The following is a 17,052-nucleotide window of genomic DNA, read 5'->3' as shown; positions in this document are numbered from 1 at the left end:
TTAACCCAAATAGGGAGACCACGCAGGCTCTTGTACATCTCCTTCTCGTGCGGGAAGTCTCATTCTTATTCTACCGTCCAGTGAAACGATACCCAATACACCTTTATCTTGGTTATGAGTCGCATACAGTATTAAACGACCATTAGGTGCAATAGATGGGGACTCATCGCGACCAGAGAATGTGAGGCTGGCAATTGGCCCACCACTTGCACTTTGCATACCTATGTTAAATTGCTTGTCGTCACGATGCAACATAATGATATTTTTCATATCTGGAGTATAAGAAGCTCGCGCATTATAGTTGCCCTCAAACGTTACTCGACTCACTTGGCCATTAGCTAAAGATAAGCGATATATCTGGGGTGAACCCCCTCTACCTGAAGTGAATAACAGGCTTTTTCCATCTGGAGCATAACGTGGTTCAGTATCAATAGCGTCACCGAAGGTTAATTGTTTCATATTGCCGGTATTGATATCTATACTGTAAATTTTGGGGGTCCCACTTTTGGACAGCACTACAGCCAATTCCCTGCCATCAGGTGACCATGCAGGTGCCCCGTTAATTCCAGGGAAACTGGTAATTAAACGTCTTTGGCCTGTTTCCACTGAAACAGTAAATATTTGAGCTCTTTTTTTCTCGAAAGAAACATAAGAAATAGTTTTTCCGTCAGGAGCCCACGCTGGAGACATAATGGGTTCGGATGAAACCAATAAGCTTTGTGGGTTATGTCCATCCGCATCAGCCACTTCAAGCGAATAACGGGTACTGTTCCTAGTTCTTTGGACAGAAATATAAGCGATTCGGGTAGAGAAAATACCTTTTTCACCTGTTAATTTTTGATATATTTCATCACTAATATGATGAGCTAATGGCCTGATTTGGTTGGCGCTGATTTGATATGTTTTTGTTAATAAAGTCGCTCCATTAGCTACAGCATCAGTTAAAGTAAAACTGATCTCATAATGACTTCCTACCTGATTAACACGTCCTGTAACAACACTGTCAGCACCGAGTTGTTTTAAAGTACTTATTGATGATTGTGCGTTAGCACCTTGTGGGCCAGAAACAATTCGAAACTGACCTGATAAATTTAAGTCATTTTCAATAATTTGTCCGATTTCCTGAGATGTACTATTTGAGCCAAAAGAATTGATTGCAATTGGTAACGCTGAATTAATCCCTTGGGTTAATTCCAAATCAAGAGCAAAAATTTGCTGCATAAAAAGTACTAAAAACAGTGTAATAATTCGGTTAATCACGAGTTTTACCCCCTCACTTGTTCTGGTCGAACGGTTAAACTTATATCGCGAAACAAACTAAATGTTTCTTGATCTGCGGGCACAGGTAGTGGTGACGCTTTATAAATAGCAGTTTGAGCTGAACGATCAAGCAATGGATCACCGCTACTACGGGTTAAAGTAACTTCTAATACCATTCCATCGGGAGCAAGACGTATTCTGAATTGACTTGATAAGCTACTGTCAACATTTTCAGGTAATATCCAATTCCTTCCTATGGCATTAACAATGAGCGCCTTATATTTATCAACTTCACCAGCAATACGTGCCTGCTTCGCGGCATTTTCTGCTGCTTGCGCTTGTTTGGCTGCAGCTGCAGCTTCAGCTTGTTTTTTTCGTTCCATTTCTGCTTTTGCAAGCTCAGCCTTTTCTTTTTGGGCCTGTTCCTCTTTTAATTTTTCAGCTTGCTCCTTCTCTGCCATTTTTTTCTTATTCAAATCAGCAAGCTTTTTCGCTTCAAGTTTCTGTTGCTTAACCAACTCTTCTTTTTGCTTTTTTAAATCCTCAATTCGCTTGGCTTCCAACGCCTTTTGCTCTTCAAGTTTTTTTAAACGCTTTTTTTCTTCTTCTGCTTGTTTTTTACGCGCAATAGCAATTCTATTAGCTTCTTCTTTAAGTCGAGCAAGTTGTTGTTGTTCTTTTATTCTTTGCTGCCTTGCCGCTTCAGCCTGTCGCTTGAGTTCATTTTGTCGATTAATTTCGGCCCTTTTTTGTTGCTCACGCTCCTGCTTCAAGCGATTGACAGTTTCCATAACCTGTTTGTTATCGACACTAACTGCCTTCACAATTTCAGTTTGTGGTGTCACGGCAATTGGCTGCTCCACTCCAGGCGAGTTCTTTGTTTCTGCAGTCAAAACAGGTCGTTGGCTTGAGCTTTCAGTCAACAGCATCACCACTAAAAAGAGATGCAAGCCAATTGCGGCAAAAAAAGGTTTACGATAACTTGGATCGCTTATCATGCTTGCCCCTCTGTTTTTTCTTGCTCTGAATCAGTCAATAATCCTACTTGTTCTGCCCCTGCTTGCTTAAGTAAGGCCATTGCCTGAACAACCTTGCCATATGCAACTCCCTGATCTCCCTTCACTAAAACGTTAAGTTTTTGGCCCGATTGCTTTGCTAATTCCAACTCTGCAGCAACACGAACAACTAAAGCTTGTGACTCGATAGGCTCCGCGGGTGTACTGCTGATATTAAGAAAATAAGTACCTTGTTGATTCACAGAAACAATAATAGGTTCTCTATCTGTAGGTGCCAGATTCTGGCTCGCGGCTTTAGGCAAATCTACAGTGACTCCTTGACTCAGCATTGGTGCTGTGATCATAAAGATAACAAGTAAAACCAACATTACATCGATATAAGGTACGACATTAATTTCTGATATGGGGCGCTCACGTTTGGTTTTTGCTCTGATCATTTCAAATTCTACCCTCTTACAGTTTCACTGTTTTGTTGTTCTATAAGCGATATTAATTCTTCCTGAAACAAGTCAAATCGATTTAATAAATCATTAGCGCGCGTTGTATATCGGTTATATGCAATAACTGCTGGTATTGCTGTAAATAAGCCCAAAGCTGTGGCTACTAAAGCTTCAGAAATACCTGGAGCAACCATAGCAATGGTTGCCTGTTGAGCATGGCCTAATGCCTGAAATGAGGTCATTATACCCCAGACAGTACCAAATAATCCTACATAAGGTGCAATAGAGCCGACGGAAGCAAAAAAAGGTAAATGTTTTTCCAGCTTTTCTGCTTCTTTTGCATGGGTAATTTGCATAACTCGTTGGATGGGCTCAATAATTACATTGCCTAGTTTTCTAGCCCGTACAAATTCTTTAAAGCCTGCATGAAAAATAGCTGCCATTCCATCTCGCTCTTCTGAGTTACTATCGATATCGGCATAAAGTCTACTTAAATCACCACTATCCCAAAATCTTTGATTAAAAGAATCTGTGAGCTGTTTTTTACGATTAAAAAACCAGGCGCGTTGAAATATTAATGTCCATGAAGTAATGGAAGCAGCAGCGAGTAACATCATGACTGATTTAACAACTAGACCTGCTTGCATAAAGTACATTAATACATTTGCTTGATTACCCATTTATATTATCTCCAGTACCAAGATCTTATTTTATTAATCTTCATCAGATTATAATTTTTACCTACAACCTGCTAACGATAACAACTCTTTACTCAAGTGAAAATCGCTTTGGTTTCAAATTGCTATCCACACATACCACTTGAATTTTAGCTTCACAAATTATTTTGCCTTGTTGATTTTCCATGTTCTGATCAAATAAAAAACTACAAGCTCCTAATTGTTGGATTTGAGTTTTAACAGTGAGTAAATCATCTAATCGAGCTGGTGATTTATAGCGAACATGTGCATCATATATGGCAAAAAGAGTATCCTGTTTCATTAAATCAGAGAGAATTAAATTATTTTGCCTTAACATTTCTGTTCGAGCTCGCTCAAAATAACAAAGATAGTTCGCATGATAAACAATTCCCATGTAGTCTACGTCTTCAGCGTAAACACGAAAGGAATGTTGATGCACAGTTGTAGCATCCATTGTTCAATCCTGTTCCACTGTGTTCAAACCAAAATGCTGGTAGGCGCGTGATGTGGCTATTCTACCTCTTGGTGTGCGCATAAGGAATCCTTTTTGTATTAAAAATGGCTCCAAAACGTCTTCAATTGTGCCTTTTTCCTCACCAATTGCTGCGGCTATACTATCAACCCCTACCGGACCTCCATTAAATTGCTCAATTACAGCTAACAGCAATTTCCTATCCATGAGATCGAAACCATGTTTGTCAACATCTAACATTTCTAGAGCTTTTTGCGCAATATCAACATCAATGATACCGCCACCTTTAACTTCTGCATAATCTCTAACACGTCGTAACAAACGATTTGCAATACGTGGCGTTCCTCTTGACCTCAATGCAATTTCTTTTGCCCCTTCAGGTTTAGTTTTTACATTGAGTAATTGAGCCGAGCGTGCAACAATTTGTGTTAATGAATCAACAGAATAATATTCCAGACGCTGTACAATTCCAAATCGATCTCTGAGGGGAGAAGTAAGTAACCCGGCTCGTGTTGTTGCTCCAATCAAGGTAAAAGGCGGCAATTCGAGTTTAATTGAGCGTGCGGCAGGCCCCTCGCCAATCATGATATCCAGTTTATAATCTTCCATTGCAGGATAGAGTATTTCTTCAATTACAGGACTGAGTCTATGAATTTCATCAATAAAGAGCACATCATTTGCTTGCAGGTTGGTAAGTATTGCAGCAATGTCACCTGCTCGTTCAATCACTGGCCCCGATGTTTGGCGCAAATTTACACCCATTTCATGAGCAATAATGTTAGCTAAAGTAGTTTTACCAAGACCGGGAGGACCGAAGATTAAAACATGGTCCAATGCATCCTTTCGCTTTTTGGCTGCATCAATAAAAATCTGCATCTGCGAACTTACGGCATCCTGCCCTATATACTCACGAAGGCTAAGGGGTCTAATCGCACGATCAATAGCCTCTTCCGAGACAGTACTTTGAGTACTGATTAAGCGGTCACTTTCCAGCATATAAGTTCTTTTCGAGTTCAATTTAATGTTAGCATTTTATCATATGTTTGTTTAATAGCAGCTTATTTGTTGAATATATGCAGAGAAAATAAAAAAAATTCACCGATTATTCTTATTCAAAGGATATCTCATCTGAGTCCCGGATAACATCTATCTTTATCCGGGATCTATTTTGTCAAATATTTGTAGCGTAAATTGTGCTTGTTAAATTATTACAGGATATAGTTGCTCTTTTTGCGGATATTCATTAGGCTCAAATACTTTAGAGGGTGACTCAGAAGGCGGCGTAAACTTAAAAAATGATATTAAATTCTTTTCTCGTTTAAACTCCTCCTCTACAGGTGTCGAAGATTTAAATTCATCAATACAATTAAAAAAGTTGACTGTTGAATAGATTGCTGCCATGCAAGCAATTGATAGTATAGCAAGAGCAAAAAAAGGATTAACTGCTACCAGTGGAGGCGCCATTAAAACACAATAGGAGAAGAATACACCTGAGAGTGCAGCCCAACATAATAATTCTAATGCAGTGAGAATATTTTCTAAAAGGATGTTTGATTTTCTTATTGATGTTATTTCATCAAGTTCTTTTAACACCTCCTCAGATTTTAGATCACCCTTTTTTATTCCTTCAAGGCCAGTGACAAGGAGTTCATATATTTTTATACATTCTTTTTCTGCTTGTTTATCAATGGATTCGATATATAGTTTATGATAATAAGCTTGAATTGATTTTAATTGCTTTTCAATTTCTTCATTCAACTTCACCCCTTTAAAAAGCGCATCAATTTTTTTATCGCATTCATTTAAACGTTTTTCCAATGAACTAGTCATAATTCATCCCTTAATTTAACGAAGAAAAAATAACATCGACATTGATTAGTAAATAATCAGGGCGTTTTATATCATAATTAAATAGACTATTAAAGATGATATAACCAATTGAAAAAACAATTAAAGATGATATAAATTTCCTCCTCCAAATTAACTAAATATTTGAGTCAAATCTGCAGGCAATTGTTGGTCTGAGCTTGCAACTCTTAATTCCTGTATGGGGGAAACGGCTGATTTAAAAAATGATACCAAGCATCGTTCACGTTCATCTTCTTCAAGCAATCGATTACACGATTTGAAATCATCAATACAGTCCACAAAATTATTTATTGATTTTATCATTAGTGCAGTGAAAATGATTGCTAAACTTAGGCCACAAATTGGATTTGGTGTTGTTACCGTGGTAGTACATAGTAAAAAAAAGGGGATTGCAATACCCCAAAAAGCCACTTCCAGTGCCTTAGCAATATTATAGAAGACAATACCTAACTTTCTATCAAAGGTAGTTTCTTGAATTTTTTGTAATGCTTGTTCTGCAGAAAACTCACCATTTTTGACGTTGACAAGACGATCAACAAACAATTCATAACTTTCTAAAATTGCTTGCTGATGAAAAGTTGATTTATCGAATGAAACCCTATAATACGCATCAACCTCTTTTAGTTGTTGCAGAATCCTTGTTTCATGCTCGTTTTCTATATAAAGCTGTAACAGTTTATCACGACAACTTGCTAAACGTCTTTCCAGAGGATTAGTCATGAATTTAACTCTTTATGATATTTTAGAAAAGCAACAGGCTATTGAATAATAATAAAATGCGCTCATATCATAATTGTGGAAAGAAGAAATGTCTATTAAACAAATTGTCCTATTGATTCCATGATTAATTTTCGTGCTCTAAAAATGCGAGATCGTACTGTTCCGATCGGACAATCCATTTTTTTTGCAATGTCTTCGTATGATTGCCCATCAAGGATATACATAGCATAACAAAGACGTAACTCTTCTGATAAAGTAGAAAGAATCAGCTCCAATTGCTCACCAAACTCGATATTAATTAATAAATATTCTGGGGATAGCTGCACTGATGGATAATAGTTATCAGCATATTCTGCTTCCAGATCCATACGTAGATTAGCAGCTCGATAATGATTTTTAATTGTATTTTGAGTAATTCGATACAACCACGTTGAAAACTGGCTTTTTTCTTTAAAATAATGTAGGTAACGATAAACTTTAATTAATACTTCTTGTGCCAGATCACTAACATTTGCTCTGTCTTGGATATGTAAGTGAATAATTTGTTGTATTTTATTGTTATACCGCGACAACAACAGATTATAAGCCTCCATTTCTCCCTGTCTCGCTAAATTAATCAAGTCCTCATCACTATAAGAAGTTTCTTTACTCATCACTTCCTCATAATTCCATTATTCAAATGATTGACCTTTATTTAAGCCATATGTACAATTATATACTACTTTGACTTATTTTGAGATGTAGTTGGCGTAATTGATGATTTGTAATTTGATCAAGAAATAGAACGATTTGTTTTTTTTGTCTGGGATTTACAAATTCAATAAGTTGAAAAAGGGGATTATGAATTAGAATTATGGCTTGTGTATATGATTCCTCTTTACCGTCTCGCATTTCCACAATCCATTTATTACCAATAAATTGAATTTTTTTAATTGATGAACATGGGCGTTGATTAACCCAATCAAAGTTCAACAAAATGAAAATAAGTCCAAGCAAAATTAGTTTGATCGATAGATATATAGATGAATAAAGAATTAAAGTAGCTGTAATGAGATAAACCACTAAAATCAATCGTAAATAAACTTTTGACGTTCCTGGCTCAATTATTATTTCGGATAATAGTGACAATTTCTTTTAACTCTTTATCTTGAGGATCGTCATGGCCCATTAACCAGGCAAACAGTTCTGGATCAGTACAATTTAATAATGAATTAAAAGCAGCAAGTTCCTGTGTTGATAGATGATCAACTTGATGCTCAAGAAACCGTTTTAAAATAAGGTCCAATTCCAGCATTCCTCGACGACAGTGCCATGCAAGTTTTGCTTTTTCCTTGATATCCAACATGGTAAATCTCTTTGTGATCTTATTACGGACAAATGATACACTACTGTCTTTATAAACGGAAATCATTAAATTCTCATTTAAAAATCATTTCGATGGTGAGTTTAAAGAATTAGAAAAACTCTGCAAAATTTTAATTCACAGTTATCGATAATAGAAAAATAACTGTTTTTTAGGTTAGAACTATGAGCACGACTTTTACACATTTAATTAATAACAGAGCCTTAACTAGCTTTAAAGCCTTAGAGAGTGAGTTAAAGCTCTTGCCTCAAAAAAATTATTTATTTGATTTGTCATATCTATCTGTAATTGATGTTGAGGGAAACAAAGCCATTGACTTTCTTCAAGGCCAACTAACCTGTGACTTAGGAGGCTTATCTGATATACAAATGATTCAAGGAGCACAGTGCAATCTTAAAGGCCGGATCCTCGCTTTGATGGATATTATTAACTGGCAAGGAGTCAAGTTAGTACTGCCTAAAGATCTACAAGAATCGACGATTCATTCTTTAAGTAAATATTCGCTTTTATCCCGTGTTAGCCTCAAGCCAAACACCCAATTTAAAATTTTTGGATTTTACCTGCAAAACAAAGAAGATATTATTCCCGATACAGAGTTTTTTCCTAATGCTCTTTATGCACAGACATACAATGCCCGCTCTTGCTTTTATCATTTAGGTAATGGATTTTACATTTTTCTAGTGCTGGCTGAACATGCATATAAGATCCAAGAATGCTTTATGGGAAAAGAACAATTTCTTGGCTCTTTAACCTGGCATACTTTAAGGCTATATCAACATCAAATAGAAATTTATCCCGAATCTCGAGGTTTGTTTTTACCACATAGGCTCGATTTGCAAAAAACTCCATACCTTAATTTCAATAAAGGTTGTTATAAAGGGCAGGAAATTATTGCGCGGATGCACTATAAAGCCAACTTAAAACACCAAATGAAAATTTTTGAAATTATGACCGATCATAAAATTCATTCTGGACAAAAATTATTCGAAAAACCAGAGGAAACAGAACTTGGTGAGTTAGTTGACTTTTCGATTCTGGAGCCTGGGCGCTATTTAATTGCAGTAAGTATATTGAAAGGAACTGAGCATACGGTATTTCTTGAGGGGCAGAATCAGTCAATACAATTGACCAATCCATCGTTATCAAATCCACTTGCATAATAAAGTATTCGTGCATTTACAAATTTCATGTTGGTTGAGCCAAGTCCCAACCAACATGATCTGACTAACATTATGCTTCTTGCTCAACTAATGCATACGACTGCAAAGTAGTTTGCGTCAGATCGAGCAACTCCCTGATTGCAACAAAGAACATCGTATAGTTTAGAACCGAGCTTGCTTTCAGATCTGCTAAAATAAAGCGCCAACGCTGTATCAATGCACGATGAGACTCTCCCCAAGAAGCAAGACGCGCCTGCAAATCCGGGTTCTCACCATCATAGTTAATCAGTCCAGCAGTGAGTTGGCGCTGTTGCCAATCCAAATCATCTCGTAATGCTTCTCTGGACAAGGATTCCCAATGATTTTCACTCGGATGCATAATAATTTGTTTTCTAATCCAGGCAAGATCCAAGAACTCACCTACTCCAAAATAAATTTCTGCAACCTGAGCAACTTTCATATTTCTCTTATCAGCAATTTCTATAATGTCGGTTGCAGCAAATAAGCCACGCGTTACAGTTAAATCATGCGCAAAGGTTGGTGGAATACCTTCCTCAATAAGCCCCTGATACTCCTCATTATATTTTACCCGTCGCTCTTCATTTAAGATTGCTGGTATGGACATCTTCAATTCAACAATTCCTTGGGCGTACAGTTTTACAACCTCAGAAATATCAACGGCTCTACGCTGACTACGCAAGAACCAACGTGTAATACGTCGGGCTAATCTAGAATAAAGCATCATCATTTCTACTTGCTTTTTAGCGCTGATCTTCGTACCCAATTCCTCAATTTGCTTCCAAACAGATTCTAAATTAAGCACAGAGCGAGTAATGACATATGCTCTTACGATTGCTGAAACAGGAGCTCCAGTTTCATCTTGTAATCTGTAAATGTAAGTAAAGCCCATCTCATTTACTATAATATTGCTTAACTTGGTTGCTATAATTTCTCTTCTTAGTGGATGAGACTGCATTTGCTTGCTAAATCGCTCTTGCAAAGGCTTGGGAAATGAACTAATTAAAAATTGAGTCATATACCCTTCTTCAGGAACACCCGAGGCCAGAATTTGCTCCTTAAGAATTGTTTTGCTGTAACACATTAATACGGCAATACTAGGGCGCATCAGGCCTTTGCCCATTAATTTGCGTTCCATAATGATCTTGTCGTCTGGCAAGTATTCCAGATTACGATCAATTTTTCCGGTTCGTTCCAATTCACTGATATAGCGACTTTGCAGATCCAATGCCTGAAGAGGTTGTGATGCAGATAAACTAATTGCTCGTGTTTGCAAGAAATTGTCACGAAGTACCAATTTACTTACTTCATCAGTCATGTCAATTAACAATTCATTACGCTGTTTTGGAGTTAAATCACCAACTGCAACAATACTGTTAAGTAGGATCTTAATATTTACTTCTTTATCAGAACAATTAACACCACCAGAGTTATCAATAAAGTCGGTATAAACCATTCCGCCATTTAATGAATACTCAACACGTGCCAATTGGGTTAATCCCAAGTTACCGCCCTCACCAACAACTTTACAACGCAATTGTTTGGCATTGACTCTGGTCATATCATTGGTTCGGTCACCAACATTAGAGTTTGATTCAGTACTTGCCTTAACATAAGTACCAATTCCAGCACTCCAGAGTAAATCAACTTTAGCTTTCAATATCGCTTTAATTAACTCATTGGGCTCAATTTCATTCTGTTTAATTCCGAAAACAACTTGCATCTCCTTACTGACAGGGATGGATTTGGCATTACGATTGAATACACCACCTCCCTTGGAAATTAGTTTTTTATCGTAATCAGTCCAATTTGAACGAGGTAAATGGAATAAACGTTCACGTTCTTTGAAACTGGCTTCTGCGTCAGGATCAGGATCGACAAAAATATGAATATGGTTAAAGGCTCCAACCAACTTGATGTGTTTTGATAACAACATACCATTGCCAAAAACATCTCCAGCCATGTCGCCAATGCCAACAACAGTAAAATCATTATTTTCAATGTCAATATTCAATTCATAAAAATGACGTTTCACTGACTCCCATGCACCTTTGGCCGTAATCCCCATTTTCTTATGGTCATAACCTATTGAGCCACCTGATGCAAAAGCATCTCCCAACCAAAAGCCATACTCTAAAGAAATGGCATTAGCAATATCAGAGAACGTTGCGGTACCCTTATCTGCCGCAACAACAAGGTAAGGATCATCCTCATCAAAGCAAACAACATTCTCGGGTTTAGCTACCTTACCCTCAACATAATTATCTGTAATATCGAGAAGACCACGAATAAATAATTGATAACAACCGATCCCTTCAGCCATTATTTCTTCACGTGTACCGTTCACCGGCAACAATTTGGGTACAAAACCACCCTTGGCGCCACTGGGTACAATCACTGAGTTCTTAACTTGCTGCGCCTTCATCAAACCAAGAATTTCTGTACGGAAATCCTCTCTTCGATCGGACCAACGTAAGCCTCCTCGAGCAACCTTGCCACAACGTAAATGAACCCCTTCAAAGCGTGGAGAATATACAAAAATTTCAAACATAGGATGTGGTTTTGGCACACCAGGAATAATCTTGCTGTTTAATTTTAACGAAATATAAGGTTTATGGTGCCCATCTTGATTTACTTGATAAAAATTAGTTCGTAATGTAGCACTAATCGCATGGATATACTGTCTGATTATTTTATCTTCATCAAGATTCGATACAGTATCTAGATCATTTAATATTTCAATAGACAAATCAGTGAAACGATCTTCTCTATTGGGATCCTCAGCAGGATTAAAGCGAATTTCAAATAATTTCACTAACTTTTTAGCAATAGTGACATTATTATTTAATGCCATTTCCATATAGTCTTGGCTAAAAGTAATACCAATTTGCTTGAAATATTTAGCGTAAGTGCGCAATACAGCTACTTCACGCCAATTAAGTCCAGCCGCTAAAACCAACTGATTAAAGCCATCATTTTCAGCTTGCCCAAACCAGACTTTGGCAAAGGCATTCTGGAATAATTCTTTTATCTCATCCAGATCAAACTCAATCGGTTTATTATATTGCATGGCAAAATCATTAATCCAAGCAACTTTACCATCTTCAAATTTTAAAGAGTAAGGACGCTCGCTTATGGCACGTAAACCTAGTTTTTCTAATATTGGTAAAACATCAGATAAAGGTATCGTATTATCATGCTGATACACTTTTAATCTAAAACTATTTTCAGACTCATCCAATGGTTTATAAAAGTTAATACCCAACGGATGCTCGGATGTGAGTAACTCAATATGTTTAATATCATAAACTGCTGTTCTTGCAGAAAACATATCACAATAAGCAATTGGAAATGCATTCTTATAACGTGCAAAAAGACTATTCGCCTGTTCCTCTCCATATGTTTCATATAAATGAGCTTGCAAATCATCTGTCCATGAGCGTCCTGCTTCGATTAGTTTTCGTTCAATGTCTTTTAGATCATATTCGAGTGGTATATTCGGATTAATTTTAATAATAAAATGCACCCGTGCTAAAACAGACTCGGTAAATTGAGTCGAATATGTAGTCTCAATAGAATTAAAACTTTCATCAAGAATTTTCTTCATCGCCATTCTTAATTCAGTATTAATCCTATCTTTAGGAACATATACCAAGCAAGAAACAAAACGGCGATAAACGTCAACTCGCGCGAAGAGTCGAATTCGTTTCCTGTCTTGCATGTAAAATATACCCATTGCAATTTCCAGAAGCTCTTCTTCTGTTCCTTGAATCAAATCATCGCGTGGTAGAGTTTCTAGAATATTCAACAAAATCTTACCTGCATGACTGCGTGGATTTAATTTGGAATTTTCCATAATGAGCGCTACCTTGCGTCTCAAAAATGGAATTTGTTTGGGGTTAGTATGATAGGCCGCAGAAGTATAAAGCCCGATAATTCTTCTTTCGCCAATCACTTTTCCTTGGGCATTAAATCGTTTAATTCCTATATAATCGGTATACGCATCACGGTGAACACTTGCTAGTGTATTTGTTTTTGAAGTAACTAATATGCGTGGAGATAAAGTAAATTCGCGCGCCTCTGGTGTCATTGCAGAAATACTGCGTGTCATTGATTTAGTAACACTTTCACGCAAAAGTCCCAATCCAGTATTTGGAACCGCTTGTAAAATTGTTTCTTTACCTTTTTCAGTTAACTCATAATCTCTCATTCCTAAAAAGGTAAAATGATGATCTTCGATCCAATGTAAAAATGCTTTGGTTTCTTCTACTTCATCCAAATCGAGTACAGAAGATACTTGATCAATCTCTGAAATTGCTTCTCGAACTGCAGCGCGCATTTTTTCCCAGTCTTCAAAAACTACTCGGTTGTCTTCGAGAGCGCGTTCGCATCCCTTATGCAATTCTTCAAGTACTTTAGGGTCAGTTTGTCGATCAATTTCTAGAAATATTGGCGCTTCATGGATGACGTCGTTCTCATCTAACATTTGAGTACGAGGTAAAATTTCACAGACTCGGTTCTCTTTATCTCTTTTAACGCGAATACCACCCATATGAATGGTTAGATGAGAAGAGAGTCCCATTCTATGAATTACCAAACGAATTGAGTCAACCAAAAAAGGCATGTCATCACAAATGACTTCAATTACAGTATGGGTAGTCTGCCATCCATGACGTTCATAATCAGGATTATAGATTCTAATTTTTGTCTCATGAGGGGCACGTTCACTAATTAAAGACCAAAAATTTACTACAGCGCCATAAAGATCATCAATAGTCCATGAACTCAGGTCTTCCATTGCTACAGTGCCATACAACTGCTTGGCAAATTCGGCGCAAAACTCAGTTTGATCACCAACCATAGAGCTTCTAATTTTATCTACAATGGCTTCAATTAATACATCTTTACCCTCTTCAAATTTATAAGACATTGTTGTTTTACCTCGTCGATTTTGCCTCAGCCCTACAGCGAGAATTATTGTTTAAATAAAAATAACCAGCCACTCACACCAAGCCAATAAATAAACTGGTTCAATGAGAGTGGCCAAAAAATCATGCTGTAGCCATTTACGCTTTAAGTAAATGACTGCAAACTTTCATGTTAAGAATCAGCAATGGCTATGGTTTTAGTGTTAACAAACTCTAATATACCTTCTTTTGATAACTCACGGCCAAAGCCTGATTCTTTTATTCCACCAAATGGTAACCTGGGATCTGAAGCCACAAAAGCATTAACGAAACATGCACCAGCCTCTATTTCATAAGTAGCTATATGCTCTCCCCTCTCCAAATCGCGAGTAAACACCGCGGCACCTAAACCATATTGGCTTTGATTGGCATAAGCAATGCCTTCTTTTTCATTATTGACTGTAATAATAGCAATAACAGGTCCAAATAACTCTTCATCAAAAGCTGGCATGCCAGGTGTCACATGAGTTAACAAAGTTGGTGGATAATAAAAACCTTTTCCATCCGGAATTATACCACCTAGCAATAATTTAGCACCTTGTTTTAGTGATTTTTCTACTTGAATATGCAAGTTTTCGCGTAAGTCTGAACGTGCTAAGGGGCCAAGCTGGGTTTCGGGATTAAGAGGATCCCCCATTTTAAATGTAGAAACTTGCTCAATTATTTTTTGTATCAACTCTTCTACAATAGATTTTAAAACAATGATGCGCTTGGCAGCAATACAAACCTGACCTGAATTATTGAGTCGTGAATTAACAATACTGCGTGCGGCCAGATCTAGATCAGCATCTTCAAGAACAAGATAAGGATCACTTCCACCAAGTTCTAATACTGCTTTCTTTAAAAATTTTCCTGCATGACTTGCAACAGCACTTCCTGCACGTCCGCTTCCTGTCAAAGTAACGGCAATCACTGAAGGATGCTCTATAATTTTAGCCGCTCCATCATTATCGACAATCAAGTGCTGAAAGACATATTCAGGAAATCCTGCTTCCAGAAACAACTCTTGTATTTTATTGCCAGTTCCAGAAGAGATGGGGGCATGTTTCAAGACAGCGACATTACCAGCCATGAGTGTAGGAACAGCAAAACGAAATACCTGCCAAAATGGAAAATTCCAAGGCATGATGGCGAAAACCACTCCAAGTGGCAAATGACATACTTTAGATTTTTTCATATCCGTTTGCACAATTTTGGGAGCAAGGTACTCTTCAGCATGTTCTGCATAATGCTCACATAACCAGGCGCACTTATTAATTTCGGCGATACCAGCAGTGATTGGCTTGCCCATTTCAATTGACATTAAATGAGCCAATTCATCTGTTTTTGATTTTAAAAGTTGGGCGAGTCGTAACATGAAGGCTTTTCTTTTGCTAAAAGATGTTTTTTTCCATTCCAGATATGCTTCATGTGCTTTATTCAGTTTTTCAGTAACTTCTTGCTCGCTTAAGCAATTATAGGTTTGCAGGATCTGTTCTGTTGCGGGATTTACAGTTTGAATTATCATGATGTCTCCATACAGAATTAAGTATATTTAATTAAAGTTATCAACTCTCCTTGCGTACTACTTTTGATTATTGATACTATTTTTATATTTTTAGCTTTTCATAAAAAGCAACTTAGTTTAAACCAATATGTTAGTACAATTAATAAATATTTCAGAAATCCATCTTTAAGAGTACAGCTTTTAATGATTGATTCTATTAACACTAGGATTATTAATGAATTTAAGTAAACGGCAATTCCACCCATTACAGTACGTAGCGGCTTGGTTAGTGCATCTCTTTACCGCAAGCGCTGCCTGTATTGGTGTTTTTTCATTAGTAAAAATGTATCAACAAGAATACATTTTTGCTTTGTGGCTCATGCTTATTACTGTTGTGATCGATGCAGTTGATGGAAGTCTTGCTCGCTTGGTGAATATTAAGGAAATTTTGCCCAAAATAGATGGTGCCTTACTTGATAATATTGTTGATTACTTAAATTACGTTATTACCCCATGTTTTTTCTTGCTCGTTAAGCCCGGTATGCTTCCACCAACCTATTCAGTTTTCCTAATCGCAGCGGTTTCAATAACTTCTGCTTATCAATTTTGTCAGTCTGATGCAAAAACACCGGATCATTTTTTTAAAGGATTTCCATGTTATTGGAACATTACTATTTTATACATGTTTATTTTTAATACTTCTGCCACAACAAATGCAATTATATTAACAATCCTTTCTATACTTATTTTTGTCCCTGTAAAATACGTATACCCATCAAGACTCGACTATTTAACAGAATCCAGGGTATTAAAAGTACTTATGCATGTTTGTTCTATTATCTATGCAGTTAGTTCAGTTTGTTTGCTCGTTAGTTATCCTAATACAAACATCATTTGCCTTACACTTTCCTTAGCTTATGTTGGAATGTACATATTTTTAAGTTTTTACAGAACTTATTATCCTATGTTTAAAGCTAAAATTGCTGCGCAAAAGGAATAGATTCTATTTTTTTGCTGTGGGATAGACTTTGTTTTTTTTATGATTAAAATAACCCACAAAGTTTACTTATTGAGGTATTTATGTCTGTGTTTCACAAAATTAACAAATCTATTCTTTTCTCTGCTGTTCTAGTTGGCGCGGCACAAGCTCAAGTTGCAAGTACATTCCCAAGAGGATGTGAGGTTACAGGGTTCGGCTATAGCCAAAATTATCTGATTCTAAATGAAACAGGAAATCAGTCTTATTATTTAATACAAAATCATTCTGATTCTAAAATTGAAATGGAACGTGTAAATACTGAAGAAGCATTTATGAGCCCGCCCTTACATGCTACATTTGAACCAATGAGTTGGGGAGCATTTGCTTCTGATGTTAGAAACTTGAATTTTAAATGTTATAAACGCGTTGACGAAAATTCTACTCTTGTAGACTGTCGTAATGTATTAGAAGTATGTCAATATCCAAGAGTTAAGTTCGCTCTAAGTAACATGGGAAATTATTGGATTTCATTTAACAAATCCCAAGGTGAAATTATTCAAGAATCCGTTGCAAAAGGGATTTACTTAAAATGGTGATACGTGGC

16 protein-coding genes are annotated in these 17,052 nt (G+C 36.8%); 3 read left to right on the top strand and 13 right to left on the bottom strand.

Annotated features, from left to right (window positions below; translation table 11 throughout):
• The 11 genes from tolB to BW930_RS03790 form a co-directional block, all read right to left on the bottom strand.
• On the bottom strand, positions 1 to 1,260 hold the full coding sequence (gene tolB / locus BW930_RS03840; protein ID WP_058469474.1) for a Tol-Pal system beta propeller repeat protein TolB: 1,260 nt from the start codon (positions 1,258 to 1,260) through the stop codon (positions 1 to 3).
• Positions 1,261 to 1,265: 5 nt separating this feature from the next.
• On the bottom strand, positions 1,266 to 2,258 hold the full coding sequence (tolA, locus tag BW930_RS03835) for a cell envelope integrity protein TolA (RefSeq protein ID WP_058469473.1): 993 nt from the start codon (positions 2,256 to 2,258) through the stop codon (positions 1,266 to 1,268).
• Positions 2,255 to 2,713: a protein TolR gene (gene tolR, locus BW930_RS03830; RefSeq protein WP_058469472.1), complete on the bottom strand. Its 459-nt coding sequence runs from the start codon at positions 2,711 to 2,713 to the stop codon at positions 2,255 to 2,257. Before tolR ends, tolA begins: the two co-directional genes overlap by 4 nt.
• Positions 2,714 to 2,721: 8 nt before the next feature.
• On the bottom strand, positions 2,722 to 3,396 hold the full coding sequence (tolQ, locus tag BW930_RS03825; protein ID WP_058469471.1) for a protein TolQ: 675 nt from the start codon (positions 3,394 to 3,396) through the stop codon (positions 2,722 to 2,724).
• 88 nt (positions 3,397 to 3,484) lie between these two features.
• Complete coding sequence (locus tag BW930_RS03820; protein WP_058469470.1) at positions 3,485 to 3,868, bottom strand: YbgC/FadM family acyl-CoA thioesterase; 384 nt, start codon at positions 3,866 to 3,868, stop codon at positions 3,485 to 3,487.
• Positions 3,869 to 3,871: 3 nt separating this feature from the next.
• Positions 3,872 to 4,882 (bottom strand): Holliday junction branch migration DNA helicase RuvB, encoded by a 1,011-nt coding sequence (gene ruvB, locus BW930_RS03815; protein ID WP_058469469.1) that lies wholly within the window; start codon positions 4,880 to 4,882, stop codon positions 3,872 to 3,874.
• A 204-nt stretch (positions 4,883 to 5,086) separates the two neighbouring features.
• Complete coding sequence (locus BW930_RS03810) at positions 5,087 to 5,704, bottom strand: DUF5638 domain-containing protein (RefSeq protein ID WP_238587917.1); 618 nt, start codon at positions 5,702 to 5,704, stop codon at positions 5,087 to 5,089.
• 162 nt (positions 5,705 to 5,866) lie between these two features.
• Positions 5,867 to 6,475, bottom strand: a complete 609-nt coding sequence (locus BW930_RS03805) for a DUF5638 domain-containing protein (protein ID WP_058469467.1) — start codon at positions 6,473 to 6,475, stop codon at positions 5,867 to 5,869.
• A gap of 95 nt (positions 6,476 to 6,570) precedes the next feature.
• The gene (locus BW930_RS03800) at positions 6,571 to 7,128 is read right to left on the bottom strand and encodes a sigma-70 family RNA polymerase sigma factor (RefSeq protein ID WP_058469466.1); all 558 of its coding nucleotides are present in this window, start codon (positions 7,126 to 7,128) and stop codon (positions 6,571 to 6,573) included.
• A 58-nt stretch (positions 7,129 to 7,186) separates the two neighbouring features.
• The gene (locus BW930_RS17290) at positions 7,187 to 7,366 is read right to left on the bottom strand and encodes a hypothetical protein (protein WP_238587916.1); all 180 of its coding nucleotides are present in this window, start codon (positions 7,364 to 7,366) and stop codon (positions 7,187 to 7,189) included.
• Positions 7,367 to 7,574: 208 nt separating this feature from the next.
• The gene (locus BW930_RS03790) at positions 7,575 to 7,820 is read right to left on the bottom strand and encodes an FAD assembly factor SdhE (protein WP_058469464.1); all 246 of its coding nucleotides are present in this window, start codon (positions 7,818 to 7,820) and stop codon (positions 7,575 to 7,577) included.
• Between the two features lie 182 nt (positions 7,821 to 8,002).
• Between BW930_RS03790 and ygfZ the strand changes: the two genes are divergently transcribed.
• A complete protein-coding gene (gene ygfZ, locus BW930_RS03785; RefSeq protein ID WP_058469463.1) occupies positions 8,003 to 8,998 on the top strand; it encodes a CAF17-like 4Fe-4S cluster assembly/insertion protein YgfZ in 996 nt (331 codons plus the stop codon).
• Between the two features lie 70 nt (positions 8,999 to 9,068).
• Here the strand turns inward: ygfZ and BW930_RS03780 are convergent, their stop codons facing one another.
• Positions 9,069 to 13,946 carry an NAD-glutamate dehydrogenase gene (locus tag BW930_RS03780; protein ID WP_058469462.1) on the bottom strand — a complete coding sequence of 1,626 codons (4,878 nt, stop codon included), beginning with the start codon at positions 13,944 to 13,946 and terminating at the stop codon, positions 9,069 to 9,071.
• A 170-nt stretch (positions 13,947 to 14,116) separates the two neighbouring features.
• Positions 14,117 to 15,490, bottom strand: coding sequence for an NAD-dependent succinate-semialdehyde dehydrogenase (locus tag BW930_RS03775; protein WP_058469461.1), 1,374 nt, complete (start codon positions 15,488 to 15,490; stop codon positions 14,117 to 14,119).
• A gap of 214 nt (positions 15,491 to 15,704) precedes the next feature.
• Between BW930_RS03775 and pcsA the strand changes: the two genes are divergently transcribed.
• Together pcsA and BW930_RS03765 are read left to right on the top strand one after the other, a co-directional pair.
• On the top strand, positions 15,705 to 16,469 hold the full coding sequence (gene pcsA / locus BW930_RS03770) for a phosphatidylcholine synthase (RefSeq protein WP_058469460.1): 765 nt from the start codon (positions 15,705 to 15,707) through the stop codon (positions 16,467 to 16,469).
• 80 nt (positions 16,470 to 16,549) lie between these two features.
• Positions 16,550 to 17,044 carry a hypothetical protein gene (locus BW930_RS03765; RefSeq protein ID WP_058469459.1) on the top strand — a complete coding sequence of 165 codons (495 nt, stop codon included), beginning with the start codon at positions 16,550 to 16,552 and terminating at the stop codon, positions 17,042 to 17,044.
• Positions 17,045 to 17,052 lie beyond the last annotated feature (8 nt).

Source organism: Fluoribacter gormanii, from assembly GCF_900156395.1.
In the GTDB taxonomy this organism is placed as follows: domain Bacteria; phylum Pseudomonadota; class Gammaproteobacteria; order Legionellales; family Legionellaceae; genus Legionella; species Legionella gormanii.
The sequence above is the reverse complement of the archived record's forward strand: the minus strand, read 5'-3'. Positions and strand labels throughout refer to the sequence as shown.